The 26,722-nt window shown below is 30.2% G+C and carries 29 protein-coding genes; 13 read left to right on the top strand and 16 right to left on the bottom strand.

Annotation, left to right across the window (positions count from 1 at the left end; all coding sequences use genetic code 11):
- From CQA76_RS01720 to aroQ, 11 genes are all read right to left on the bottom strand, one after another.
- Positions 1–427: Cj0814 family flagellar-dependent secreted protein (locus CQA76_RS01720; protein ID WP_408608963.1), on the bottom strand; the 427-nt coding region annotated here is incomplete at its 3' end.
- Between the two features lie 69 nt (positions 428–496).
- Positions 497–1,117 carry a bacteriocin gene (locus CQA76_RS01715; RefSeq protein WP_137621722.1) on the bottom strand — a complete coding sequence of 207 codons (621 nt, stop codon included), beginning with the start codon at positions 1,115–1,117 and terminating at the stop codon, positions 497–499.
- Positions 1,118–1,378: 261 nt separating this feature from the next.
- Complete coding sequence (locus tag CQA76_RS01710) at positions 1,379–2,029, bottom strand: hypothetical protein (protein ID WP_137621721.1); 651 nt, start codon at positions 2,027–2,029, stop codon at positions 1,379–1,381.
- A gap of 48 nt (positions 2,030–2,077) precedes the next feature.
- Positions 2,078–2,911 carry a flagellar motor switch protein FliY gene (fliY, locus tag CQA76_RS01705; protein ID WP_137621720.1) on the bottom strand — a complete coding sequence of 278 codons (834 nt, stop codon included), beginning with the start codon at positions 2,909–2,911 and terminating at the stop codon, positions 2,078–2,080.
- 12 nt (positions 2,912–2,923) lie between these two features.
- Positions 2,924–4,000 (bottom strand): flagellar motor switch protein FliM, encoded by a 1,077-nt coding sequence (gene fliM, locus CQA76_RS01700; RefSeq protein WP_137621719.1) that lies wholly within the window; start codon positions 3,998–4,000, stop codon positions 2,924–2,926.
- Entirely contained in the window at positions 4,000–4,692 is a 693-nt protein-coding gene (locus CQA76_RS01695) for an RNA polymerase sigma factor FliA (RefSeq protein ID WP_137621718.1), read from the bottom strand. Before CQA76_RS01695 ends, fliM begins: the two co-directional genes overlap by 1 nt.
- Positions 4,673–5,029, bottom strand: a complete 357-nt coding sequence (locus CQA76_RS01690; protein WP_137621717.1) for a hypothetical protein — start codon at positions 5,027–5,029, stop codon at positions 4,673–4,675. Before CQA76_RS01690 ends, CQA76_RS01695 begins: the two co-directional genes overlap by 20 nt.
- A gap of 17 nt (positions 5,030–5,046) precedes the next feature.
- On the bottom strand, positions 5,047–5,913 hold the full coding sequence (gene flhG / locus CQA76_RS01685; RefSeq protein WP_137621716.1) for a flagella biosynthesis ATPase FlhG: 867 nt from the start codon (positions 5,911–5,913) through the stop codon (positions 5,047–5,049).
- Positions 5,906–7,339, bottom strand: coding sequence for a flagellar biosynthesis protein FlhF (gene flhF, locus CQA76_RS01680; RefSeq protein ID WP_137621715.1), 1,434 nt, complete (start codon positions 7,337–7,339; stop codon positions 5,906–5,908). The genes flhG and flhF overlap by 8 nt, the downstream gene beginning before the upstream one ends.
- Positions 7,340–7,822 carry a 2-amino-4-hydroxy-6-hydroxymethyldihydropteridine diphosphokinase gene (gene folK / locus CQA76_RS01675; RefSeq protein ID WP_137621714.1) on the bottom strand — a complete coding sequence of 161 codons (483 nt, stop codon included), beginning with the start codon at positions 7,820–7,822 and terminating at the stop codon, positions 7,340–7,342.
- Positions 7,822–8,301, bottom strand: coding sequence for a type II 3-dehydroquinate dehydratase (gene aroQ / locus CQA76_RS01670; RefSeq protein WP_137621713.1), 480 nt, complete (start codon positions 8,299–8,301; stop codon positions 7,822–7,824). Before aroQ ends, folK begins: the two co-directional genes overlap by 1 nt.
- 92 nt (positions 8,302–8,393) lie before the next feature.
- Between aroQ and mqnF the strand changes: the two genes are divergently transcribed.
- Together mqnF and sppA are read left to right on the top strand one after the other, a co-directional pair.
- Positions 8,394–9,623, top strand: coding sequence for an aminofutalosine deaminase family hydrolase (gene mqnF, locus CQA76_RS01665; RefSeq protein ID WP_137621712.1), 1,230 nt, complete (start codon positions 8,394–8,396; stop codon positions 9,621–9,623).
- On the top strand, positions 9,611–10,507 hold the full coding sequence (gene sppA, locus CQA76_RS01660; protein WP_137621711.1) for a signal peptide peptidase SppA: 897 nt from the start codon (positions 9,611–9,613) through the stop codon (positions 10,505–10,507). The genes mqnF and sppA overlap by 13 nt, the downstream gene beginning before the upstream one ends.
- A 436-nt stretch (positions 10,508–10,943) precedes the next feature.
- Here sppA and CQA76_RS01655 read toward each other — a convergent pair whose 3' ends face one another.
- The 5 genes from CQA76_RS01655 to ung form a co-directional block, all read right to left on the bottom strand.
- On the bottom strand, positions 10,944–11,600 hold the full coding sequence (locus tag CQA76_RS01655; RefSeq protein WP_137621710.1) for a LutC/YkgG family protein: 657 nt from the start codon (positions 11,598–11,600) through the stop codon (positions 10,944–10,946).
- On the bottom strand, positions 11,593–13,029 hold the full coding sequence (locus tag CQA76_RS01650; protein WP_137621709.1) for a LutB/LldF family L-lactate oxidation iron-sulfur protein: 1,437 nt from the start codon (positions 13,027–13,029) through the stop codon (positions 11,593–11,595). The genes CQA76_RS01655 and CQA76_RS01650 overlap by 8 nt, the downstream gene beginning before the upstream one ends.
- Positions 13,026–13,766, bottom strand: a complete 741-nt coding sequence (locus CQA76_RS01645; RefSeq protein WP_137621708.1) for a (Fe-S)-binding protein — start codon at positions 13,764–13,766, stop codon at positions 13,026–13,028. Before CQA76_RS01645 ends, CQA76_RS01650 begins: the two co-directional genes overlap by 4 nt.
- A gap of 24 nt (positions 13,767–13,790) precedes the next feature.
- Complete coding sequence (locus CQA76_RS01640) at positions 13,791–15,458, bottom strand: L-lactate permease (RefSeq protein ID WP_137621707.1); 1,668 nt, start codon at positions 15,456–15,458, stop codon at positions 13,791–13,793.
- Between the two features lie 443 nt (positions 15,459–15,901).
- Positions 15,902–16,600, bottom strand: a complete 699-nt coding sequence (ung, locus tag CQA76_RS01635) for a uracil-DNA glycosylase (RefSeq protein WP_137621706.1) — start codon at positions 16,598–16,600, stop codon at positions 15,902–15,904.
- Positions 16,601–16,879: 279 nt separating this feature from the next.
- Here ung and CQA76_RS01630 point away from each other — a divergent pair, with 279 nt between their 5' ends.
- The 11 genes from CQA76_RS01630 to CQA76_RS01585 all read left to right on the top strand — a co-directional run bounded on the left by CQA76_RS01630 (position 16,880) and on the right by CQA76_RS01585 (position 26,714).
- A complete protein-coding gene (locus CQA76_RS01630; RefSeq protein ID WP_137621705.1) occupies positions 16,880–18,280 on the top strand; it encodes an aspartate ammonia-lyase in 1,401 nt (466 codons plus the stop codon).
- Between the two features lie 12 nt (positions 18,281–18,292).
- Positions 18,293–19,630 carry an anaerobic C4-dicarboxylate transporter gene (locus CQA76_RS01625; protein ID WP_137621704.1) on the top strand — a complete coding sequence of 446 codons (1,338 nt, stop codon included), beginning with the start codon at positions 18,293–18,295 and terminating at the stop codon, positions 19,628–19,630.
- Between the two features lie 78 nt (positions 19,631–19,708).
- Positions 19,709–21,058, top strand: a complete 1,350-nt coding sequence (locus tag CQA76_RS01620) for a COG3014 family protein (protein ID WP_137621703.1) — start codon at positions 19,709–19,711, stop codon at positions 21,056–21,058.
- A 33-nt stretch (positions 21,059–21,091) separates the two neighbouring features.
- On the top strand, positions 21,092–21,715 hold the full coding sequence (gene lpoB, locus CQA76_RS01615; RefSeq protein WP_137621702.1) for a penicillin-binding protein activator LpoB: 624 nt from the start codon (positions 21,092–21,094) through the stop codon (positions 21,713–21,715).
- A 1-nt stretch (position 21,716) separates the two neighbouring features.
- Complete coding sequence (locus CQA76_RS01610) at positions 21,717–22,727, top strand: CsgG/HfaB family protein (protein WP_137621701.1); 1,011 nt, start codon at positions 21,717–21,719, stop codon at positions 22,725–22,727.
- 151 nt (positions 22,728–22,878) lie between these two features.
- Positions 22,879–23,187, top strand: coding sequence for a 50S ribosomal protein L21 (rplU, locus tag CQA76_RS01605; protein ID WP_137621700.1), 309 nt, complete (start codon positions 22,879–22,881; stop codon positions 23,185–23,187).
- A gap of 10 nt (positions 23,188–23,197) precedes the next feature.
- Positions 23,198–23,452, top strand: a complete 255-nt coding sequence (gene rpmA, locus CQA76_RS01600) for a 50S ribosomal protein L27 (protein WP_002778821.1) — start codon at positions 23,198–23,200, stop codon at positions 23,450–23,452.
- A 514-nt stretch (positions 23,453–23,966) separates the two neighbouring features.
- Entirely contained in the window at positions 23,967–24,122 is a 156-nt protein-coding gene (locus tag CQA76_RS09290; RefSeq protein ID WP_269747318.1) for an aminoglycoside 6-adenylyltransferase, read from the top strand.
- The gene (locus CQA76_RS01595) at positions 24,094–24,846 is read left to right on the top strand and encodes an aminoglycoside 6-adenylyltransferase (RefSeq protein ID WP_232364881.1); all 753 of its coding nucleotides are present in this window, start codon (positions 24,094–24,096) and stop codon (positions 24,844–24,846) included. The genes CQA76_RS09290 and CQA76_RS01595 overlap by 29 nt, the downstream gene beginning before the upstream one ends.
- A 146-nt stretch (positions 24,847–24,992) precedes the next feature.
- Positions 24,993–26,027, top strand: a complete 1,035-nt coding sequence (gene obgE / locus CQA76_RS01590) for a GTPase ObgE (RefSeq protein WP_137621699.1) — start codon at positions 24,993–24,995, stop codon at positions 26,025–26,027.
- A 243-nt stretch (positions 26,028–26,270) separates the two neighbouring features.
- Entirely contained in the window at positions 26,271–26,714 is a 444-nt protein-coding gene (locus CQA76_RS01585) for a DUF411 domain-containing protein (RefSeq protein WP_137621698.1), read from the top strand.
- Positions 26,715–26,722 lie beyond the last annotated feature (8 nt).

Below are 26,722 nucleotides of genomic sequence, written 5' to 3'. Positions count from 1 at the left end.
TAAGACTTGAATTTGAAGTTTGAGGCATAAGTTGTGAAAGAACTTTGTAAGCATTTCCTATGGCTTTAGCTATGTCTATTTTATGATACATGGATAAAAAATTATCATTTTCTTGAAAATTCACAAAACTTTCCATATCTTTAGCATAAATCTTATAATCTTTTGGTATTCCTGCAGCTTCATTGAAATCACTGGTGAAAAAACCATCTTCATCTACACCATAACCTAGTATTTTATTAACTGCCTTAGATTTATCACTTACTAAATTTGAATTTATTTGTTTTAATGAGGTATTGTTATTTAAATTTGTATTGTTGTTTATTTCTTTATTGTTATCTACCAAATCATTTGTTTTAGAATTCTTTTTAGAATTTAAAGTATTTGTATAGTAATTATAATTTGAGTAAGAAGTTATACTGTTTATCATTTTACTGCCTTTTGGTATATTGATCATTTCTACCTTATATATCGGTAGAAATGATGAGAAGTTTATATTTTATCTTTTAGATCGATATGGGTACCAACCACCAAGATTGCTTTCCATTTGTTCTTTATATTTGTTAGCTATTTCTTTGATTATCATGTTATTATTTAAATGAGCACTTGAAGTAGTTGAGTCAAATTTATAAAGCTGTCCATTTTTATCAATAACTCCAGTTCCATATGTAAATAAAACATAAGGTTGTCCAAGATCAGATACTTTTACTTGTCTTTTGACTTTGTAAACAGGGAAAAAAGTAATCTCACCCAATGTTACATCTAAATATGATACAATTCTTGATTTGCTAGGATTCGAGCATGAAGCTTGATCTATACCACAAAGTCCTTGTGGTGCTTTGTCATCTTGTTTAAGATAATTCACTATATATTGAAGTTCTCCTTCTGTATATAATGCTACAGCATAGTATTCATCATTATTACCCCATTGAGAACCAGAATGTAATTGAACTTGATACCCACCCTTAACATCTTTCATCTCATTCAGACTAAGAACTTTAACACCCACACTATTATCACTGAGTGCACCATTACTGACTTTAGCTAGAAAATCGTCTGCAAAAGCAGAACTTGCTAATAAAGCACCTAAAGCTGTAACACTAAATAGTTTCTTGAACATAATTCACTCCTTCTATGTAAAAATATAACATAAATTATTTTATCATAAATGATAATTTTAATTAAATTTTTAAAAGTTCTATTTTATGGATATTTTAGTAATGTTCGTGGTGAATTTTTAGTGCTTTAGGAGTTTTTTATTTTTTTAATATGTTTTAATATAATTGTGTAAATTGGTAATATTATTTTTTAAATTTTTATATTAAAGTATTTATAGTAGTAGATAATATTTATCATTTCTATATCGGTAGAAATGAGAGATTTATTTATCGCTTATTTGCAGTAAAGATTCTAATAATTTATTTTTATTATTGAATTCCGCATAAGATATGTAAGTTGAATTTTTATCTTTTATTATTTCGCTCATATTTCTTAGAACTTTGCCATTATCGAGTTCAATTTTATTTTGAGTATCATTTATATATTTTGCAATTTTCGCTATATCTGTTTGTATATTTTCATCATTCACGCCAGCAGCCTGAAAAAATGCTTTTGCTTGTTCGGCTATGCCATATCCAAAAGAATATTGTAAAAACATGTCATTATTTAATTCTTTTGAATTTTTGATCAATTCCTCGGAATCTGAAGTATTTAAATTTTCACTTGCTTTTTGAGCTTCATTTAATACAAGATTATAAATTCCTACTTGTGCTTTAAAATGCTCCTGCAATTCAATCAAATGAGGATCTTTGTTTTTTGAAGAATTTATTATCTGATCCATTTTACTTAAAATATTGTCTATAACTTCTTTAAATTCTTTCTTACTTACATTACCCAAATAGTTCAAATTTTGATTTGAAGAATTTTTATTTAGATTTTGCTTTAAAATATCATCAAAATTACTTTGAGTTTGATTTGATGTTCTTTTACTATTATCTAAAACATCAATATTTTTAATTTCACTCACATTCATTATAACTCTTCTTTTGTTTATAACGATCTAAATAGACTTCATAGCAATTTATCTTAATTGCTCCAACCTTTCTTTTTTAGAGCCTATTTCGGTAATTTGCACTCCAAAATTTCCATCCACGATTACCACTTCTCCATAGGCAACCCTTTTTTCGCCGATTAAAATTTCAAGAGGATCGTTAGCAAGTTGATTAAGCTCTACAACAGAACCAATATCCATAGTTAAAACATCTTTTAAAAGCATCTTTTTATTACCTATACGAACGCGAACTGGCAAACGCACGTCCATAATTAGATTGATATTTTTAAGTTCTTCACTCATTACGAAAGCTTTTTCTTCCCCATTTTCAGCTTGATTACTTGAAGATTCTGTCGATTTTCCAGTTAAAACATTATGTATTGTTTCATCCATAACGAGAGAAATTTGTTCTTCTAGACTTTCTATTTTAACATCAAAGAAATAAAGCTTTATAAAATCTTTAAAATCAACACTATCTGCTGCAAAATCGCAAGAGCTAAGTTCAAATTCCATTTTAGGAATATCTTTTTGTGCGCCTAAAGTAGTAGAAAAAGCGGAAATGATATTTTGTATAGCTTCTTTTGCTGCGTCCATCTCATCTGAACCAAGCTGATCATTTTTAGAAATTTCTTCTTCGCCCATCATCCATTCGCCAATAGCACTCATAAGAACAGCACTTGCTAAAACTCCTATTTTACCTCCACTATTTATATTAAATATAGCATAAACCAAAGGTGTTTTAAGAGTGTCTTGAGATGAAACATCAAATTCTTTATATTCGCTAAACTCGGCACTTTTTCCAGTAAGTCCTTCTATTGTGCTTGTACACTCATTTGTAAATAATTTTAAAAAATCATTAATCACAATTACTCCTTTTTATTCTTCTTCTTCCAAATCTTCAACTTCATCATAAGCGTTTGCTTTTGCTTTACGTTCTTCTTCATATTTTTCCAAGATTTCTTTAATTTCATCTTTGTCTGTACGTACAAGTTCAATAATTTTAATAGATTTTCTAAAGCGGTGCAATCCAATTTGTGCTATAAATACGTCTTTTTTGTCTATGCTTACAATAGCTTTGTCATCGGCTTCTCTATCAAGTTTTAAAATATCTCCTTGTTTTAATTCTAAGAATTCATTTACACTGATTAAAGTTTTTCCTAAAATGGCTTCATAAACAACTTCTGCACGACCGATCAAAGTTTTAAGTTCTTTGTTTCTTGATTTTTTTGCCGAAGTTTCACCCATCATAATATCACGATTTGCTAAACGACTCAAAATACTTTCTAAATGTACAACAGGATAGCAAATATTAACCATTCCACTCGAATTTCCTATGATGATTTCCATAACAACCATGATCACAATTTCATTTTGTGATACAATTTGAACAACATTAGGACTTGATTCTTTAGCTTCTACACTCGGATAAATTTCTGTAACTCCTCCCCAGCTTTCTTTAAGTCTTTGCATAATAATACGCAAAATAGAATCAAGTAGGTTAAGCTCTATATCTGTAAGCTCTCTCGAGGCTTCATAGCTTTCACCCTGACCTCCTAAAAGTCTATCAATCATAGGAAAAGCTATGCTTGGATTGATTTCTAAAACACAATTTCCATCCAAAGGCTTAATAGAAAATACGTTAAAACTTGTAGGGCTTGGTAGAGACATTAAAAATTCTCCATAAGTCATTTGATCTACGGAGTGTAATTTTGTTTCAACAATACTTCTCATCATAGATGAAATTTGAGAAGCTAAATTTCTTGCAAGTTTATCGTGTATGCTTTTGATCGTTCTTAGTTGTTCTTTAGAAACCCTATTTGGACGCTTAAAATCATATACAACTATATTTCTTTCATCTTTTTCGTCTTGAGAATTTGAAGCCGCAGGTGCTTCTGTATCATCAACAACTTCAAGTAAGGCGTCAATTTCTTCTTGGGAAAGTATTTCTGCCATTAAGTCAGCCTTTCTCTAAGTTTTTTAAGAAGTTTTTTGTGAATTTGAGAAATTCTACTCTCACTAATTTCTAAGATCTCACTAATTTCTTTAAGACTTAATTCTTCATAGTAATAAAGTTGAATAATGAGTTGATCACGCTCTTTTAATCCTTCAAGAATCTCTTGAATTTTTTCTAAAAATTGTTCTTTTTCAAGCTTTTCTAAGGTATCATCTTCATTATAAAGCTCTATTTGTTCATCAATAGGTAAAGTATAGCTGATTGCGTGTGCTGTACGCACTTCTTTGATTTTTTCTATATCTAAATCAAGTTTTTGGGCTAAATACTCATCATCTGGTTCTTTTTCATTTTCTCTAAAATACTCATCAATTAAATTATCAATATCTTTTATAATTTTGCGATTATTGCGACTCATAACATCTAAAGAACGTAAAAAATCAAGCATAGAACCATTGACGCGTTTTCTAGCAAAACCCCAAAAACTATCATTTTGATCTTTATCATAACGACGAGATAGTTTTATCATTTCTTCAACACCCACACTGATAAGATCATTAACATCGATGCTAGAAGGCAAACGTTCTTTTAAACGAAAGGCCATTGCACGAAGTGCTGGCATATAAGATAAAACCAATTCATCTTGTTCGTTTTTTAATGTTTGAGCGTAAGCTTTAGGCGGCTCTTTTTGCATGTTTTCGTCTTTCTTTAGATTCGTTTTTCTTTAATTCTTCTCTTTCTTCGTTTAATTTTTCTAAAATTATATCAATTTTCTTTTCTCTGATTACAAGATCGTTAATTATATTATTACTCGTTTTTTCGTATTCGTGTTTATTAAAAATTCTTCCGCTAATTTTTTTAACATCAATAAAGGTCATAATAGCAATATGAATGCATACATAAAACATAAAAGTGATAAAACAAGTAAAGATTAAAATATCAAAAGCTTCATCTATACTAATAACACTAAAGGCAAGTCCTATAAAAAATCCACAAACTGTAAAAAAAGCTACGTAATTTTCTGGTCTCATAATTCCTTCTTTAATTGCTAAAATCTCTCGATAATCTTTCTAAAGAAATTTGAAAAACTTCGATTTGAAACATTATCAAGCATTTTCCGTTCCAACCTATATAAAAGCTTAGATGCTAGGGATTTTAACTCATCACTTGCATTAGTATTTTCGTCTGTAAATAGGGTTCGTTTTTTTATGCTTGAGCTTACATCTTTAGAAGCACTTAAATGTCCTAAAAATTCTAAATTTAAAGGATTTTTTATATTTGCATCTGCAACTTTTTTTATATTTTCAAAAACTCTTAAAGCTTCATTTTCATTTTTAACAACATTAAATAACATAAGTAAATTTTCTTTAGTTTTTGAAGTAGTTTTTATAGTAGCGTAAGCATCTGTAATTGCAGCAGGATCAGGAACTGTAACTATGATAACTTCATCTGCCATTTCTAAAAAATTTAAGATATTTCCACCAATGCCCGCCCCTGTATCTATAATAAGAAAATCAAGTTCATCTAAGATACTTGCTTGATTTAAAAATCTTTCATAGATATTTTTATCATTATATTTTAAAATTTCATCCCCGCTTTCGCCCGGTATAAGCCATAGATTAGGTTTAACTTCTATTAAGATGTCTTCCAAAGAGCATTCCCCGCGTAAAACATGTAAAAGATTTTTTTGAATACGAACATTTAGGATTACATCTAAATTTGCCAAGCCAATATCCGCATCAAAAAGACCTACTTTATAACCATTATTTGATAGAACGTTGGCTAAATTTGCACTGATAGTGCTTTTGCCTACTCCACCCTTACCACTCGTGATAGCTATAAAATGGGTATTTTGAGATTTCTTACTACCATCTTGACTCATAAGAGAGCGAAGCTTATTGGCTTGATTATCCATTATTTTGTCCTTTATTAAAGCCTTCTAGAATACAACGGACTAAAAAGTCGCTATTTGCTACTTCTATATCATCAGGAACTTCTTGTCCAATTGAAAAAAAGCTAAGAGGTATATTGGTTTCATAAATAAGAGAAAAAATATTTCCAAAAACTTTTGTTTCATCAAATTTTGTGATGATTAAAGTGTCAATATCTAAAAATGAAAAATTTTTATAAATTTCCATCAAATCTTCATGTTTGGTATTGGCAGAAACGACCAAATTAACATCAATTTCTGCATTAGAATGCATTAAAAATTCTTTCGTTTTAGCGAGTTTGGTTTGATCATATTGTGAATTTCCTATAGTATCAACTAAAATGATTTCGCAATTATTCAAACTTTTAATCGCTTCATCAAGATCTTTTGGCTCTATGCTATCAATGATAGGAAGTTTCATCATTTTAGCATATTGAAAAAGTTGTTCAACCGCTCCAATTCTATAAGTATCAAGCGTTATAATGCCTGTTTTATAACGTTTATCCCCATAAGCATATCTGAAAGCTAATTTTGCTAAAGTTGTAGTTTTTCCTACTCCTGTTGGACCAACTAGCATCATAATTTTTTGCTTTTTGATATCGCTTTCAACGCGACAAGGTAAAATATTTCTCAAAAGAGAATAAAAATATCTTTGCACCGCTTCTTTATTGGTTTTCATAGATGTTGGCATATTTTCAATGGTTGCTTTCATAATAGCTTCTAAATGCTTCTCAAGCATTCCGCTTTCTTTGGCTTGTTTGTAAATAGTTGCAAATTCTGGAGGAATGATAAGATTGTTACGTGCTTCTGCTTTTTCATCCCACATCATATCAGCTAAAAGATCTATTTTATCATTGAGTTTATTGATTTGTTTTTCAACATGTTCTATTTTTTTATTATAACTCGGCTGAGGTGTATAATCCTCTAAAGGCGTATTGGTTACCTTAGAGATTTCACTACTAACTTCACTCAAGCGTTCTTTAAAATCACTAAAATCCATTGTCGCGTTAGGATTTATTTTGCTTTGCGGAAAGTTTTGGTAATTTTTATTATCAACTCTGGATGCACCTAGATTTAAGCTTGCTTTTGCATTTGAAAAATCAAGAATAACATCTTCATCTTCGCTTATACTTGTGGTTTTAGCTTTTGGTTTTTCCAAAATATCAGGATTTGGAATATTTTTTTGAACGGGTTTTTTAGGCGGTAAACTTTTCCCCATTTTTTTAAGATGTTCGTGATAATCAGCTTCTTCAATAGCAACCATAACTTCATAAAGAGCACTACGATTAAGAGTTTTTGGGCGAATTTGTTTGTTGGTAATAATCAATGCTTTATCACCATAGTCTTCTTTGACTTTAGGTATGATTTGTTCAGTATCTTCAACGGTAAAGGTATGGATAAGTTGTCCCATTTACAATCCTTTTATCAAGCCCAAAGGTAAAATTACACTTATTCTTTCTTTAGCCCCACGATGAGGCACCTCACACCACGCATCACGCTTGACTTTTCTAGAAAAATATAAAAGATCCAAATCAAGCGTTCTAGGAGCGTTTTTGAAAGTTCTTTTGCGTTTAAATTTTAACTCATAAAAAAGTAAAACTTTCAAAAAAGCTCTCGCATGTAAATTCGTTTGTATTAACATGATTGCATTGGTAAAATCTTTTTGCGCCTTAAATCCAAAAGCTTCATTGATGAGATAAGGTGAAGTTTCTAAAACTTTTATTCTTTTATCATCCATGAATTTTCTAAATAAAGCATCAAAACGTTTTTTTTCAGGTGCTATATTACTTCCTAGCCCTAAAACAGCAAAATATTTAAACTCCCTTTTATATTGGCTAAAATAAGGAAAAAAACGACTTTTTTCTAGCCGTCTTGCTCCTTGAATTTTTAGCATTATTGTTTATTTTGAGCTTGTGCCTGCATTGCACGTATGTTATTAACCTGATCACAAATTTGTATCACGCCCATAAGTGCTAAATGATAACCAAAAGGTCCAAAACCTACAATTGATCCAGCACAAACTGGAGCAATTAAACTTTTTTGGCGAAATTCTTCTCTGCGATGAGTATTAGAAATATGCACTTCAATAGTCGGTAAAGCCACTGCTGCTATGGCATCACGAATGGCTATAGAAGTATGGGTATAAGCACCAGCGTTTATAATAATCCCATCTTTTGTTCCTAAACACTCTTGAATTTTGTCTATAATTTCACCTTCAAAATTACTTTGAAAAAAATCAAGTTCAACATTATTTTGAGATGCTGCAATTTTCATTTGTTCGTGGATATCATCCATTTTCATTGCACCATAAATATTGACTTCTCTTACACCTAGCATATTGATATTTGGACCTTGGATGACCATTATTTTCATAAAATTCACCTTAAAAATTAATTTTTACTTTATATTATAACATTTTAAAATAAATTTTTGCTACAATCATAATTTTATTTAAGGAAAAATTTGTGTATATTGTAAGTGCAAAATATCTTTTTTTATGTGACGAGAACTTTACTATTTTAGAAAATCAAGCCTTTATTTTTAAAGAGCAAATTTTAGAATTTGGAAAATCTGAGGATTTATTAAAAAAATATCCTAAGGCCCAATGGATAAAAACAGATCAAAATTCGATCATTCTCCCGGCTTTTATTAATCCGCACACTCATTTAGAATTCAGTGCCAATTCTACTACTTTACATTTTGGAGAGTTTTTGCTTTGGCTTAAAAGCGTGATTGAATCTCGTTCTTTTTTAAGTGCTAAGGCAAAAGAAGAATTGATCATCCAAAATATAAAGAGAATGCAAAAAAGCGGAGTGGGAACTATAGGTGAAATTTCAAGTTTTGGAAGCGATTTACAGGCTTGTTTAAAAGCAAGTGAAAATGGAATGCGTGTAGTATTTTTTAATGAAATTTTAGGCACAAATGAAAAGCAAATTGAAGAAAAAAAAGCTGAATTTTTACAAAGATTTGAAAATTCTTTAAAATATAAGAGTGAATTTTTCATTCCTGCAATTTCTGTGCATTCTGCTTATTCTACCCATCCGAAACTTGCTTGTTTTGCTCTTGATTTGGCAAGAAAATATGATTTATTAGTGAGTACGCATTTTTTAGAAAGCAAGGTTGAAAATATTTGGCTAAGAAAAGCAAAGGGTGGATTTAAAAAATGGTTGGAAAATTTTATAGCCAATCCTAAGCCATTTTATACCCCAAAAGATTATGTAAAACTTTTTAAAAATATAAAAACTCTTTTTACACATTGTGTGTATTTAAAAGAATATGAATGGCTGGATAAAAATTATCATTCTATAACTCATTGCGCTTTTTCAAATCGTCTTTTAAGCCAAAAAACTTTTAATTTAAAAAAAGCTTTACAAAGCGGTTTAAATATCCATCTTGGAACTGACGGACTTAGCTCTAATATTTCTTTATCAATACTCGATGAAATGCGTGCGAATCTGCTTACCCATCAAAATGAGGATTTATTAAAGTTAGCTTCTAGACTTTTACAAATGGCAACGCTTTATCCCGCAAAAGCTTTAAATTTAAACGCAGGAGAGATTAAAGTAGGAAAAAATGCAGATTTTAGTATTTTTAATCTTGGGGAATGTGAAAAAAAACAAGCTCCTTTACAATTTATTTTAAACTCTAAAGAAGTGGAAAAAATTTTTATAAAAGGAAAAGAATGCAGCTTATAAAATTATTTTTTAAAACTCTAGGGAATGGTATAAAATTTATCAATACCTATTTCAAAACTTTTGTTTTATTATTAATAATGATTTGGATTTTTTCTTCAGATCAAAGTTCAAATTCGCATTTTGCTAATTTAGAACGCATTGATTTAAAGGGCGAAATTTTTGATAGCTCTCCTGTTTTGGAAAAAATAATTAACGCTAAAAACGACAATCAAATTAAAGGAGTGCTTTTTGTGATTGATTCACCTGGAGGCGCATTTGCTCCAAGTATGGAACTTGCTTTAGCTATAAAGGATTTAAGGGCTAAAAAACCTGTGGTTGTATATGCGAGTGGTACTATGGCAAGCGGGAGTTATTTAGCAGGTGTGGGGGCTGATAAAATTTTAGCCAATCCTGCAAGTTTTATTGGTTCTATTGGTGTAATTATGCAGGGGGCTGATATTAGTGAGTTAGCTAATAAATTAGGCATTAAAGAACAAACTATACAAGCAGGAGAATTTAAGAGTGCGGGTACTTTTGCAAGGGCTTGGAGTGATAAAGAAAAACAATATTTGCAAGATTTGATTGATCAAAGCTACGATTTATTTATCAACTTTGTAGCCAAAGAAAGAAAATTGGATAAAACTCAAAAAAATACTTGGGCAAATGCAAGGGTATTTTTGGCACAAAAGGCTAAAGAATTGCGTTTAATTGACAATCTTAGTAATTATGAAAGCGCTAAAAAAGAACTTGAAAAACTTAGCAAGGTTAAAAATCCTACTTGGAAAGAAGAAGATAAAATCGATAAATTTTTGAATCGTTTAGAAAACAAAACTTCAAGTTTGATCACTCAAGGTATTAGCGAGATTGTTTATAAAATAAATGTTGGCTTTTTAAATACTAAGTAGAAATTTTATATTTTAAAATAATAAAAATTTTTAAATTAACAATATAAAACCCTGTATATTTTATGGGGTTTATTAAACAATTAATATCTACGATTAATGAAAATCATTATATTTTTAAAATTTCATCAATGGTTTTATTTTCTTGTTTTGGTATAAATTCAAAAATTTCTTTCGTAATAATACGATATCAGAATTAAATGTTTTTTTGATTAATTAAAATGGTTTGAAAAATATTTAAATATATTTTAATAAATTAACTTAAGAATAAATGTGTTTAATAAAAAATTGAAAATCTATATAAACAAGTCTTATATTGAGATAATATTGATTTATTCAATAAATATAATTTAATGTATTATAATCAAGAACATTAATTTTAGGGTTGTTTTTATATTTATTCTAAGTCAGCTATGACTTAGAATAATCCATTTCAAGCTTAATAAATAATAATATGTGCTTGTTGTGGCCCATGGACACCAAAAACAGTTATTAATTCTATATCAGCAGTTCTTGAAGGTCCGGCAATAAACAAAATATTACTTGGTAAATTCTCATTTTCTTTTTTGGTTAAATTTAAAGCCTCGCTGATGCTTTTTACCACATTTTCTTTTTTAAGTAAAACAATACAAAGTTTTGGGGCTAAAGAAAGCATTCTAGGTTGTTCTTTTGAAGAAAGCACTAAAGCAACACCATGAGAACTTACTCCAACCCTTGCATGGATAATAGAAAAATCACTATGAAAAACTTCAGATCTTAAATCTTCTATGTTTTTATCAAAGCAGACTTTTTGTTCAGCATTGATTTTTGCTAAATCCAAATTTAAATTTTGAGGATATATAAGCTTAGTATAACCATAACTCGAAGCAATTTCATTGATTTTTTCCTCAAGTTTGTCTTGAGTACTTTCTTCGACAATATATCTATTATCACTCATTTTTTGTTTTAACTCACTAAGCATATCTTCTGTAGTACAGATATGTTCTACAGGATCTATGCTTGGAGTACGGGAGAATTCTTTATCGCAATAATAATTTTCAAGTTTTTTTAAAATATTTTCTTTGCTTTTTGAAGAAATTTGTGCAATTTTACTCATAAGTAACTCCTTCAAGTTTTTCTACTTCTTTATATAAATCTTTTTTTATTTGTGGTAATTCTTTAAAAGCACTCCAGTTTTTAATCACTGGTAAAGAGTCTTTAAGGTTATGCAATAAAGAATTAAAATAATGAGCTTTTGAAAGCGAAAACCTCCATAAATTACCATTTGTGGCTAAATTTTTAAATCTTGCAAAAGTAAAGGCTTCCATAGCATTGTGATGAACTAAATTGGCTCCTATAGGAGGATTATCCCCTTGTCCGACTTTATCGCGTCTTAATTTTCTAATCAAATCAGCTAAAGGAATTTTTACAGGACAAACTTCTGAACAACGTCCGCAAAGTGAGCAAAAAGTTAAAATATCACCTGTATGATCTATACCAAAAATATTTGGACTGATCACTTCTCCTATAGGTCCTGGGTAGGTTGTTTGGTAAGTGTGTCCGCCTATTTGATCATAAACAGGGCAAAAATTCATACAAGCACCACATCTTATACATCTTAAGGCTTCATAATAATCTTCATTAGCAAGCATATTAGTGCGGTTGTTGTTAAACAATACCACATGCACTTCTTTAGGACCATCCAATTCTCCATTTTTCCTTGGTCCTGTGATAATGTTATTGTAAGTTGGTATAAATTGTCCCGTTGCTGATGGGGTGAGTAAAGATACCATCGTAGCTGCATCTTCAAAAGTTTCCATCACTTTTTCTATACCACAAAGTGCTATATGGATATCAGGAGCTGTGGTACACATCCTACCATTACCTTCATTTTCTATAAGCCAAAAAGCTCCTTCTTTAGACATGGCAAAATTAACTCCGCTTAAACCCAATTTTAAGCCCTCAAATTCATCTCTTAGATGCTTTCTTGCTATGGCATTAAGTTTTTCTGGTTCGCTTTCTAGTTCCGAATTTAGTTTTTCTTTGAATATTTTTCCTATTTCATAGCGATTTCTATGGATGGCTGGAACTACGATATGCACAGGCGCTTCATCGTTTAATTGCAAAATGAGTTCGCCCAAATCGGTTTCAATGGCTTTCATCCCTTTACTTTCTAAATAGTGATTTAGGCCTATTTCTTCACTAGCCATAGATTTACCTTTAAGAACTTTGGTAATATTTTTTTCTATCATAAGTTCATAGATAAGCTCACAGGCATCTTCTTTGGTATCTGCCCAATGCACTATCATACCATTAGCTGTTGCATTTTTTTCAAATTCTAATAAACGATCTTTTAAACTCATTAAAGCATTGTTTTTAGCTTGTTTTGCTTTTGATCTTAAACCTTGCCAATCTTGAAATTTAGCATCGATCACTTTAAAACGATTGGTTTGTAAAGTATGCATAGCATTGACAAGGTTTTCTTGCATTTGTTTATCGTTTAGTTTTAAATGAACGATTTGATCATGAGGCATCTTAGCATTCATAGTCTTTCTCCTTGCAAGCGTTTGATTAAAAAGTCATATAAATGGATAGGCTTGATATCAAGCCCCATTTTTTGCATAGTTCCACCTATATTTAAAAGACAACCTCCATCGGCACTGACTAGGTATTTTGCTCCAGTATTTTGGATATCTTTGATTTTGCTTTGCGCCATAGCATTTGAAATTTCAGGTTCTTTAATACAAAAAGTTCCACCAAATCCACAGCATTCTTCTTCATAAGTTAAAGGCACAAGTTCAACATTTTTAAGTCTTTTAATCAAATTTTTATTTGCATCGATACTTTTTTGAACTCTTAAAGCGTGACAATTTGAATGCCAAGTTATTTTTACAGGCTCTCCTTTATCTTCATAATTTACATTTAAAACTTTATCAAGATATTGAGAAAGCTCTATCACTCTTTCGCTAAAATTTTTCACTTTTTCAAATTGTGGATCGTCTTTAAAAAGTTCTAAATAATCATGACTCATCATTCCAGCACAAGATCCACTCGGTACAACGATAGGGTAAGGTTCATCAAATAGATTTACATTATACATTGCAATTTCTTTACTTTCTTTAAAATAGCCTGAATTAAAAGAAGGTTGAGAGCAGCAAGTTTGCTTTTTCTTAAAGATGACTTCCACGCCTTCTAAGCGCAAAAGTTTTAAAGCATTTAAAATTGTATCTTGCATAGCTGCTGTACCTAAGCAAGTTGCATAAAAATATACTTTTTTCATCAATTTTTACCTTTCTTATGAAATATCTTATTTTAAAATAGGACTAGGAATGATACCTTGTAAGAAGAAAGCAATGAAACAAGTCCAAATTCCTACTAAAATAATAAAAGCTATAGAATATTTAAGCGTGAATTTGAAAAGTTCAGATTCTCTTCCTACTAGCCCAACGGCTGCACAAGCTACGGCTATACTTTGAGGGCTGATCATTTTTCCTACAACACCACCTACAGAGTTTGCTGCTAAAAATAAAACTTCATTAACTCCAAGCTTTTGTGCTGTTGCTTGTTGTAAGGTTCCAAAAAGCAGATTAGCACTTGTGTCAGATCCTGTTAAAAATACTCCTATCCAACCTATGACTGGGGAGAAGAATGAAAAAACATCGCCTGTGTGTGCAAAAGCAAGACCTAAAGTCGCACTCATACCACTATTTTTAGAAATAAATGCAAAAGCCACAACAAGACCTATGGTAAGACAAGGAATAGCCATCTCTTTTAAAGTCGCTCCAAAACATTCAGCAGCATCGCTTGCTTTGATTTTCAAAATAAAAATAGTCAAAAATGCTGCAAATAAAATAGCAGTTCCTGCTTGAGCTACGGTTTTTCCATTAATAAAGTCTATGCCTAAATTTAAACTTACTGGTTTTAAAACGCTTGCATCCACAATAGAAGGACTAAGTATTCCTTGAGTAATATTGTTAAATGCAATGGTGATACTAGTAAAAGCAAAAATTCCATCTTTTCCAAAAAGATTTTTAAACCAAGGTTGAGTCCAAAAAATAATACAAATAATGAGTAAAATAAAAGGAGTCCAAGCTTTTAAAATTTCTCCAAGACTTAAGTTTGTATTTGTTTGAAAATCTGTTTTACCATCTACACGATAAACATTTTTTATTTTCCAAAATTTTAAAAATACTGTAGTTATTGCTAAGGAAGATACGGCTGAAATAATACTTGGAAGTTCGGCACCTAAGTAGTTTGAGCTTAGATATTGAGTCAATGTAAAACTCGCTGCAGCAACAAATACAGCAGGGAAAGTTTCTTTAATGCCTTTAAAGCCATTCATTAAAAATACAACAAAAAATGGAACAATAAAACTAAGAGGTATTAACATTCTACCTATCATAGCTGAAACAGATTGGCTTTCAATTTTAACTAAATCACACATTGCAATTACAGGAATTCCAACTGCTCCAAAAGCTACAGGTGCAGTGTTTGCTATAAGGCAAAGTCCTGCTGCTTGCAATGGTTTAAAACCAAGCCCAACTAAAAGTGCTGCTGTAATAGCAATTGGACCTCCAAAACCTATAGCACCTTCTAAAAAAGAACCAAAACAAAATCCAATCAAAATCACTTGCATTCTATGATCGGGAGTGATACTCATTACACTTTGTTTGATCACTTCAAAAGAACCTGATTTAATAGAAAGTTTATAAAGAAAAATTGCTGCTATGATAATCCAAGCAATAGGCCACATACCATTTATAAAACCTTGTATAAAGCTTGCACCAACCAAATTCCAAGGCATTTTATATACAAATAATCCCACTAAAGAAGCAGCTATAACGGTTAAAAACCCAGCCTGAAAGCCTTTAAGCTTAAAAAAAACTAAACAAACCAAAAAACAAAATATAGGTAAAAACGCAAAGAAAGCACTTAACCAAATATTTCCCATCGGATCATAAACTTGTTCCCACATTAGATATTTTCTCCTTTTAAAATATAAATTTTTATTAAATATTAATTTCCGAGAGACATTTTAACGAAAATTTAAAAAGAATGCAAAATAATTTTATAGAGAGTAAAAAAATATTTGCAATATTGTTAAAAATTTGTGTATTTTGGTAACAGATTTATTTTTTTAATTTTAATGAAATATTAATGATATAAAATTTGGCTATTTTTTAGAATTAAGATATTTAAGGTTTAAATTATCGTTAATTTAGATTGTTGGTTACAAATTCAATAGGTATTTTAATAAATTAAATTTTTAATAATTTTTATAAAAAACTAAAGTATTTCAAAAATAAGTCGATATAGGATTTGAATCTTTTAAAAATATTGCAAATTAGTCCGCTTTTGCGGACTATAAAACTTCAATAAATGCTTAAAGTTTGTAGTTTTCCTAAGACTTGATTTTGGTTATTTTGTTAAATTCCAATTGATAGGATTTTTTCCTAGATTCTTTAAAATTTCATTTGCTTTTGAAAAATGCTTACAACCCAAAAAACCTGTTCTGGCTAACGGACTAGGATGAGCTGCTTCTAATATAAAATGTTTTTTTTCATCTATTAAATTTTTTTTTGATTTTGCAAAATTTCCCCAAAGTAGAAAAATAAGTCCTGATTTTTCTAAACTTAATTTTGAAATGACCGCATCAGTAAATTTTTGCCATCCCCAAGAGCTGTGACTTGCAGGTTTTCCAGCTTCTACGCTAAGAATAGAATTTAAAAGCAAAACTCCTTGTTCAGCCCAAGAAGATAAGTTTCCGTGTTTGCAGGGTTCTATATTTAAATCCGTTTTTAGTTCTTTATAAATATTTAAAAGACTAGGAGGTATAGCCACTTCACAAGGAACTGAAAAACTAAGTCCCATTGCTTGTTTAGGTTGATGATAAGGATCTTGTCCTAAGATGATTATCTTTAAATCTTTTAAAGAAGTAAGATTAAAGGCATTGAAAGTTAAATTTGCTGGCGGATAGATTGTTTTTTTATTTTCTAAGGCGTAGATATATTTTTTTTTAATTTCTAAAAAATAAGGTTTTGTAAATTCTTCTTTTAAAAAGTCTTTCCAGTCTTCTTTCATTTTAATATTTTCAAGTTTTATTGTAGTCTCTTGCATTAACTTAATCCAGAATAATAAAGTAAAATATATTTTAGCACAAGACTAATGAAATCATACTTAGTTTGTTTTAAGACAAATAGAAATTAAATTTAAAAAAAGAAAAACAATCTTATTTAAAATCATAGATTTGAGTTATTTTTACTAAATAAATATTATTAATATTAACTAATTATTAATAAAATAGGAATATGCTTAATTTTTAGTTAATATTATGATGTAGATTTTAAAATTTACATTGAAAATTAACCATATCTAAAATATAAGAAAGGCTTAACAATGGGAACAAGAAGAGAACACGACTTTATAGGAGAATTAGAAATTCCAGATGATGTGTATTATGGAGTACAAACTTTTAGAGCTTTAGAAAATTTTAAAATGAGTGGCAGAACTTTAAAAGAATATCCATTCTTTGTAAAAGCTTTTGCACAAGTTAAAAAAGCGGCAGCTTTGACTAATAAAGATTTAGGGATGGTGCCTGCTGATAGGGCTGATTATATCGTTAAAGCTTGTGATAGAATTATCAATGGTGAGTTTTTAGATCAGTTTGTGGTAGATATGGTTCAAGGCGGTGCTGGAACAAGCACAAATATGAATGCTAATGAAGTGATTACTAATGTCGCCCTTGAAATGATGGGCCATAAAAAAGGCGAATATCAATACCTTCATCCAAATGATAATACCAATTTTGGTCAATCAACCAATGATGCTTATCCAAGTTCTATCAAAGTCGCAGTTCATGCTAAAATGGGCGATTTGCTTAAAGCTATGGAAATATTGAAAAATGAATTAGAAATTAAAGCAAGAGAATGGAAAGATATATTAAAAATAGGTAGAACAGAACTTGAAGATGCTGTTCCTACAACCTTAGGAAATACTTTTAATGCTTTTGCAAGCTATTTAAAAAGCGATATAGAAAAAATCACCAAAGCAAGAGAATCAATGACTTATTTAAATTTAGGAGCTACTGCTATAGGTACTGGAATTTGTTGTCATCCTGATTATAAAGATTTGGTTGAAAAATATTTAAGTGATATAACAGGTAGTACCTTTAGACCAGCAGAGGATTTTATAGCGGCGACTCAAGATACAGCTGATTTTGTTCATGTAAGCGGGGCTTTAAAAACTGCTGCGGTTAGGCTTTCTAAAATTGCTAATGATATAAGATTGATGAATTCAGGTCCAAGATGTGGTTTGGGTGAAGTTAATTTACCTCAAATGCAACCAGGCAGTTCTATCATGCCAGGTAAAGTCAATCCTGTAATTCCTGAAGTAGTTGGAGAAGCTTGTTATGAGGTTATAGGAAATGATGTAACTATAGCACTTTGTTCAGAAAGAGGAGAATTTGAGCTTAATGCATTTGAACCAGGGATTGCTTATGCTTTATTTAATTCTTTAGTTCTTTTAGAAAATGCGATGCTAACTTTAGCAAATAAAGCAATCAAGCATTTAACAGCTAATCCTGAAAATTGTAAAAAAACTATGTTAAATTCTGTTTGTTTGGTTACTGCTTTAAATCCTTACATAGGATATGAAAATTCAGCATCAGTTGCAAAAGAGGCTTTGCAAACTGGAAAAAGCGTGGCTGATATAGTTTTAGAAAGAGGCTTATTGACTAAGGAAAAATTAGATGAGTATTTAACTCCTGAAAATATGCTAAATCCGCGTATTGAGAAATAAAAAGGCTTTATTATGAGTTTAGAGTTAATTTTACAAATTATTGTCTTTTTGGGTTCTATATTTATAGGAATTCGTTTAGGAGGTATAGCTATAGGTTATGCAGGAGGTATAGGAGTTGTTATTTTGGGGCTTGCTTTAGGTATGAAACCAGGCAGTATTCCTTGGGATGTTATTTTAATCATTGCTGCAGCTATTGCAGCAATTTCTGCAATGCAGCAAGCTGGTGGTCTTGATTATATGGTAAGATTAACCGAGAGATTTTTAAGAAGGCATCCAAAATTTATTAATTATTTAGCTCCAATTTGTGGATGGCTCTTAACTCTTTTAGCAGGAACAGGTAATGCTGTATTTTCTTTAATGCCTGTCGTTGTAGATGTTGCAAAATCTCAAAATATCAAGCCTTCAGTTCCACTTTCTTTGATGGTGGTTGCTTCTCAAATAGGTATCACCGCATCTCCTGTGAGTGCTGCTGTTGTTTATATGAGTGGAGTTTTAGAGGGATTTGGATGGAGTTACCCAACACTATTAGGAATTTGGATCAGTACAACTTTTATTGCTTGTATTTTAACAGCGTTTATAGTTAGCATCATTACTCCTTTAGATCTTAGTAAAAGTAAAATTTATCAAGAGCGTTTAAAAGCAGGACTTGTAAAAGATGCTAATGAGGTTTTACAAGCAGAGGATAAACCAGGTGCTAAGCTTTCAGTTGCGATTTTTTTAATAACAGTTTTATGTGTGGTTTTATATGCAACGGCAATTTCTAGTAATATCAGATGGATAGATCCTGTTATTATCCCAAGAGATTCTGCTATCATGAGCTTTTTATTGACTGCGGCGACTTTGATCACTTGGTTTTGCAAAGTAGATCCAGCAAAAATTTTAGATACAAGCGTTTTTAAAAGTGGTATGACAGCTTGTGTTTGTGTTTTTGGTGTTGCTTGGCTTGGAAATACTTTTGTTTCAGGTCATACACAAGAAATTACAACTTTAGCTAGTGATTGGGTAAAACAAATTCCAGCAACACTTGCGGTTGCATTTTTCTTTGCTAGTATGCTTTTATATTCTCAAGCAGCTACTGCTAAAGCTATCGTTCCTGTGGTGATTACTTCTTTAGGTATCACTGCTGCAAGTCCGCATGATTCTTATATGCTAGTGGCTTGTTTTGCTGCGGTTTCTGCACTCTTTGTTTTGCCAACTTATCCTACCTTATTGGGTGCTGTACAAATGGATGATACAGGAACAACAAGAATAGGTAAATTTATCTTCAATCACTCTTTCTTTATACCGGGTGTGTTAGCTATCGCTATTTCGGTAGCTTTAGGTTTTGCAGCCGCCGGTCTTTTCTTATAAACAATAATAGCCTTTTTTGGCTATTATTGTTTTTTTGATATAGTTTAAAATAAATTTTTGTATTCGGAATTATTTTAAATGTATCGAGTAATATTATTTTTTATTGTATTTATTTTAAGTGCTTGCTCAACTTATCAAGATCAAAATTTATTTTATCAACAAGAATTGTTTTCTAAAAAATGTGATCGCAATTTTTTTGAAAAGCAATTAGAAAAAATTAACCATAGCAATGATACGATTTTTAAGGGTTTAAATACAGGATATATTGCTAGAGATTGTAAGGATTTTAATTTAAGCAATGCTATTTTTGATCAGGTTGAGAATTCTTATAAGTTTGATGTTGATTTAAAAAGCACCATTCATAAAAATGCAGAGCTGATAACTTCTACACTAATAAATGATGGAATAAATGATTATCAAGGTGCTTGGTATGAACGCACCATGGTAAATGTTTATAAGGGTTTAAATTTTATGAGTCTTAAAGACTTTGAAAACGCTAGAGTAGAATTCAATCGTGCTTTGATAAGGCAAGAGATGGCAAAAGAATATTTTGCTAGTCAAATTGAACAGATGAGAAAAAAAGCTGAAAAAGAAGAGAATTTTAAACAGAATATTGAAAATAATATTAAGCTTATTTCAAATCAATATGAAAATCTTTTCAAAGAATTCCGCGCGCAAAAAAATTACACAAATGCTTATGTAACTTATATTTCTTCAATATTTTTTTTCATAGATAAAGATTATAGAAAGGCCAATGATCTTCTTAAGGAAGTGTATGCAGCCTATAATGATAACGAAGAAATACAAAAAGAATTTAAAGTTTTTAATCGATATTCTAATGCACTCAATCCAAAAAAATTAGAAAAGTATATTTTTGTAATTTATGAAAATGGCTTGAGTCCTGCTTTAGATGAGTTTTCTTTAACCCTACCTTTTATTTTTGATGGATATATCGCAACAGCGAGTGTGGCTTTGCCAACTTTGAAAAAAAGAGATGAATCTTATGTTTATTTAAATATCTCAAACAATACAGACTCTATGAAAACGTCGAATATTTTTGATTTTGATGAGGTGGTTGCAAGTGAATTTAAGGAAGAATTGACTGCTAAGATCACAAAATCTTTACTTTCAAGCATTTTTAAAGCAAGTTTAAATGTAGCAGTAGCCAAAAATGACGAGAGTGGAATTTTAAGTCTTGCGACAAATGTTTTTGGAGTTGTAACTACAAGAAGTGATTTGAGAATTTGGAATTTTTTACCTAAGAATATCCAAATTTCAATGATAAAAAATGAAGGTCTTATTAAAATTCAAGATGATAGTGGCAATTTAATTTATTCTGATTTTTTAGATCAAAATAAAAGTATATTGATTTTAGTTAGATCTTTTAATCCAATCATTCCAAGTCAAATTTACAAAATTGAAAATTAAATAAAGTATAATTAATTTAAAAAAGGAAGTAGAATGAGAAATTTATTGTTAGTAGCTTGTTATGCTTTTTTAACTCTTTTTTTAGTGGCTTGTGGAGCACCTGTTTATACTGATGGTTATGCGAGTCAAAAAGAACAAGGGGATGCTTTAACTTTAGGCCTTGATAGGGAGGATTTTGAAAAAACAGCACAAGAAATGATTGAGAGCATGTTAAAAGATCTTGCTTTTGCTAATATTTCACAAGGTCAGAGAAAAGTGATTGCTATTGGAAAAATCATTAATGATACACCGCAAAGAATTGATACAGACAAGCTTATAAGTAAAATTACTATAGCACTTCGAAAATCAGGTAAATTTGTCCTCACTACAGCTGTTGCAGCAGGGGGTGCTCGTGATGAGATGAGTGAAGCTGTAAGAGAACTGCGTGATAATGAAGAATTCAATCAAAATACCATTTCCAAAAAAGGAACCTTAGTAGCTCCTGATTTTTCTTTGAGTGGAAAAATTCGTCAAGATAATGTCAAACTTAGAAATGGCGATATACAAGCGGAGTATTTTTTTCATTTAACGCTTACGGATCTAAATTCAGGACTTGCTTATTGGGAAGATGAAAAAACAATTGATAAAACTGGAAGTAGCAAATCGGTGACTTGGTAAAATGAGAAATTTTTTTATTTTAATAGCCTTTTTATCTTTACTTTGGGCTGAAAATCAAAATATTATAAAAGCTCAAAATGAAAAAAATGTGATTATTTATGATTATTCACCCCCTGAAGATGTTAATTTTAGTAATATTCAAAGCTTAAAAACACTTCCTCATCAAAGATCTAAATTTCAAAAAATCACACAGGGTGTAGGAACAGGCCAAACAAGAGAAGAAGCGGTCAATAATGCTTTAATCGATGCTTTATCCAAGCTTAAAGGTGTATCAAAGATCAATTTAAGACAAGAAACCAAAAGCATTGATTTTAAATTTTCGGCCTTAGGACAGATTGTTCAAAATTCAAAAAATACACTTCAAAATGTGAGTAATGGGCGTATTGATAGCTACGAAATCACTTCAGTTGAAAATAATGGAACAAATTGGCAAGTTGGTCTTTTAGCCTACAAATATCTTTATCAAAATGATCAAAAGCCAAAGTTGGTGCTTTTTGATGGAAATTATGGAAAAGCAGGGGAAAATTTAACTCAAGCTTTAAATGATATTTTTTCTAATGATACTTATTTTACTCTTTTGGAAAGGAAAAATGATTTTAAAAGTGAGGATAAGCTTATTGAAAGCAATCAAAGCTCTAGCGATGAAAGTTCTAAGTTGGGGAATGTTTTAGGTGCTGATTATATTTTAGAATATAAAATTTTAGACACATCTAAACAAAATAGTTCAGTTGCTTATCAAAACAATAATAAATTAAAGATTAATATATCTTTTAAACTTATATTTTATCCCACAAGAGAGATAGTATTGTCAAAAACTTTAAGTGCGAATTTTATGCTTACTCATGATGTCCAAAAGGAGCAAAAATATTGGGAAAATATTGCTTTAATGATGCAAAAATATATACAAAATTCTCTTTTTAATGCTAATACATCAGAGGAAAACAAAGAAGAAAAAGGCAAAAATCCTACTTATAAGCTTCACGAAGGTGGTGGAGTTGATCTTGGGTTTTAGCTTTATTTAAAACTTAATTTTTTAATTACAAACTTTAAATTCATCAAAAATTAAAGAAAAATTCTGTAAAATCAGAGTTTTTCTAAACCATTAAAGCTTTTAAATCCGAATCGGTGCTTTGTGGTACTTACCAAATTATTAAGGAAAAGCAATGTATGCTATTATGAAACACAGCGGAAAGCAGTATAAAGTTAGTGTTGGCGATGAGCTAAAACTAGATCACTTTGAGGCTGAGAGTAAAGCTAGTATTGAAGTGAATGAAGTACTTGCAATTTGCGATAAAGATATTAAGGTAGGGGCGCCTTTCGTAGCAGGTGCAAAGGTTGTTTTGGAAGTGATCAATCACGGAAAAGATAGGAAAGTAATAATTTATAAAAAAAGACGCAGAAAGGATTCTAAACTCAAACGCGGTTTTAGAAGACAATTTACTCGCGTTGTAGTTAAAGATATTAAAGCTTAAGGAGTAAAGAATGGCACACAAGAAAGGTCAAGGTTCAACTCAAAATAACCGCGATTCTATTGGTCGTCGTTTAGGTGTTAAAAAATTTGGTGGCGAATTTGTTAGAGCTGGAAATATCATCATTCGCCAAAGAGGAACTGCAACTCATGCAGGCAATAACGTAGGCATAGGAAAAGATCATACTATCTTTGCTTTGATTGATGGTTTTGTTAAATTTGAAAGAAAAGATAAAGATAGAAAAAAAGTTTCTGTTTATCCTGCTTAATTTCTAGGCTTCTGCCTAGAAAATTTTAAATTTTCTCCAACGTTTTTAATTCCTAACTATAATTATTCTTGTTTTTGAATTTCTAAATCAAAATTAATCATTAAAATTAGTTTTAAACTTTTTATTTATTTTAAGTTTTAATTTATAATGGGGGGGGGTATAATACCATTGTTTAAAATATATAAGGAGGCTAACATGGGAGGAGATAAAACAAATCCAAATTATCCTTCTACTACTGGAAACCCTAGTGGTGGCGGTAGAGGAAATACCCCAAAGGGTAAATAATCCTTAAATTCAAAAGAGTTTTAGCTCTTTTGAATTTCTTTTAATTTTTTTGTTATACTTCTTTTTAAAAAATCTTTATAAATATTTATTGATAATGTTAACAATTATTTTAACTATGGCGGTAAGAGTGCTGAGAGATTTGTGTTAAAATTCGATTCAGCGGCAGTTAGTAATATGCGATAACAATATCTTGTTATTTAAAATACAGGAATCATAGTTTTTAATTAGTATGCAAAATCAAGAAAAAATTCTTAAAAAAATAAAACAATTTGCACTTTCCCATAAAAAAATTCGTCTTGTTACACTTGAAGGTTCAAGGGTAAATAAAAGAGCTAAAAAGGATAAATATCAAGATTATGACATTTCTTTTTTTTCTAAAAATTAAAAATTTAAGAAAACTACTAAATATAAATAAAAATGAAGAGATCAAAAAAGCAAAATTACCTCAATTTATTAGAAATTTTGGTGAAATTTTATTTTATCAAGCACCTGAAAGTTTTGAATTTTACAAGGGAGATTTACCTAAAAACTGGCTAAGCTTTTTGGTGGTTTTTAAAAATGGGATAAGAATAGATTTTAAATTTATCCCTTTGAAAGAATTGAAAAATTATTATGAGTTTGAGCCTTTAAGCAAGGTGCTTATAGATAAAGATAAAAAATTTGTTAAAGTAAAAAATGATACCGCCTTTTGTATAAAAAAGCCTACACAAAAGGATTTTGATGAGGTGCGTAATGAATTTTATTGGCTTTATGGCAATTTAGAAAAAGCTCTTTTGAGAAAGCAGTTGATTTTGGCAAATTGTTTATTGGGCTCTATGCGTAAGGTGCTTTTTGACATGCTTAGTTTTAAGATAGGTTTAAAATTTACTTTTAAAATTTGGCTAGGTAAGGAAAATACTTATATTTTAAAATTTTTAAAACAAAAAGAGATAAAAATCATTTTAAATTCTTTCGATAATACTTCATTAAAGCAAATACGAAGATCAAGAAAAAATTTAGAAAAGCTCTTTTTTAAGACAAATCAGTTTGTGGCCAAAAAGAATGGTTTTAAGATTTATGCCTATAGAAAAAATATTTTTGAGTATTGTAATATTTTAAATAATTTGTAATTTTAATAGTTTTAGTGGTTAATTGTAAGAAAATTTAATTTTAAATTATTGGTAAAATAGACAACTAGGGCTTTTAAGTCGTTAAAAATTATTTTGAATTTTATTTTCTTTTGATATACTTCTTTTTAAAATTTTTAAGGTTGTAAATGTTTATTGATAGTGTTAAGATTACTTTAGCTTCAGGTGATGGAGGCAAAGGTGCTGTGAGTTTTCGTCGTGAAAAGCACGTTCCATTGGGTGGTCCTGATGGTGGCGATGGTGGAAATGGCGGAGATATCATTTTTATATGTGATAACAATACTCATACCCTTGTTAATTTTAAAGGCAAAAAAGAACTTCGCGCACAAAATGGTGCAGCGGGTATGGGGCGTAATAAAAATGGAAAAAAGGGTGAAAATTTAGAACTCATCGTTCCTGAAGGCACACAAGTAATTGACGCACAAACCAATGAAATTTTACTTGATTTAACCAAAGAAGGACAAAGAGAAGTATTTTTAAAAGGTGGTAAAGGTGGGCTTGGAAATACTCATTTTAAACACGCAACCAATCAGCGTCCCGATTATGCACAACCTGGTATAAAAGGAGAGAGTCGTTTAGTAAGACTTGAGCTTAAATTGATCGCTGATGTGGGGCTTGTGGGCTTTCCAAACGTGGGAAAATCAACTCTTATTAGTGTAGTTTCAAACGCAAAACCTGAAATTGCAAATTATGAATTTACCACATTGACGCCAAAACTTGGTCTTGTTGATGTGGATGAGTATAATTCTTTTGTGATGGCGGATATTCCTGGTATTATTGAGGGTGCAAGCGGAGGCAAAGGTTTAGGACTTGCTTTTTTAAAACATATAGAAAGAACATCTTTTTTACTTTTTGTATTGGATCCTTTAAGAGAAATGCCTTTAAAAGAGCAATTTATAGTGCTAAGAAATGAGCTTGAAAAATTTTCTAAAGAGCTTTTTGGACGCGAATTTGGTATCATGATTTCAAAAAGCGATAGTGTGAATTTAGGTGTTGATTTTGCAGAAGCGATTGCAGAGAATGTAGTAAATTTAAAAGATTATTTAAAAAGTATAGAAAATCCGCAAAGTTTCTTAATCGAGGTTTCAAGTCTTGAAAAAACAGGGCTTAAAGAGCTTAAATTTATGCTTTTAGAGGAGATTAAAAAATTGAGAGGGAGATAATAATGTTGAAAAGTCTAAATGGCAACTTATTGTTTCGCTATAATTGTTGATAAAATCAATATCCATTTGATTTTATTGATCGGTTTTAAAAGTATAGTTAATTTTTTCAATATTAATTATAAAATTTAACTAAATAAAAAATTGATTTTATAAAAATATTTACCTTTTTTAAAAGCAAATTTGATATATTGTTGATTTAAATTAACAAAAATCATAAAAAAATAATAAAATTTAGGAGTTAAAATGAAAAAAATAATTTCAGCTTTTGCTATAGTTGCAACCGCTTCTATTGCGCAAGCTAAAAATTTAGAAATTTATGAAAGTCCTACTTGTATGTGTTGTGATTATTGGGCAGCTTATATGAAGAAAAAAGGCTATAATGTTAATGTGCATAAGACAGATGATTTTCTAAAAATCAAAGATCAATATGGTATCAAAAACGAATATCAAAGCTGCCATACGGGAATCATTGAAGGTTATGCTATCGAAGGACATGTTCCTGAAAGTGCTGTAGCTTGGCTTCTTGAAAACAAACCAAAAGACGTTATAGGAATTTCAGCTCCTGGAATGCCGCAAGGAAGCCCTGGAATGGAACAAGGCTACAATGAAAAATATCCTGTGATTTTAATGAAAAAAGATGGAAGTTATGAAATTTATGGCTATTTTTTAGGAGATCAAAAACTTTAATTATTTAA

This window comes from Campylobacter aviculae, assembly GCF_005406215.1.
GTDB classification, from domain to species: Bacteria; Campylobacterota; Campylobacteria; order Campylobacterales; family Campylobacteraceae; genus Campylobacter_D; species Campylobacter_D aviculae.
This window is presented reverse-complemented; position numbering and strand designations above follow the sequence as displayed.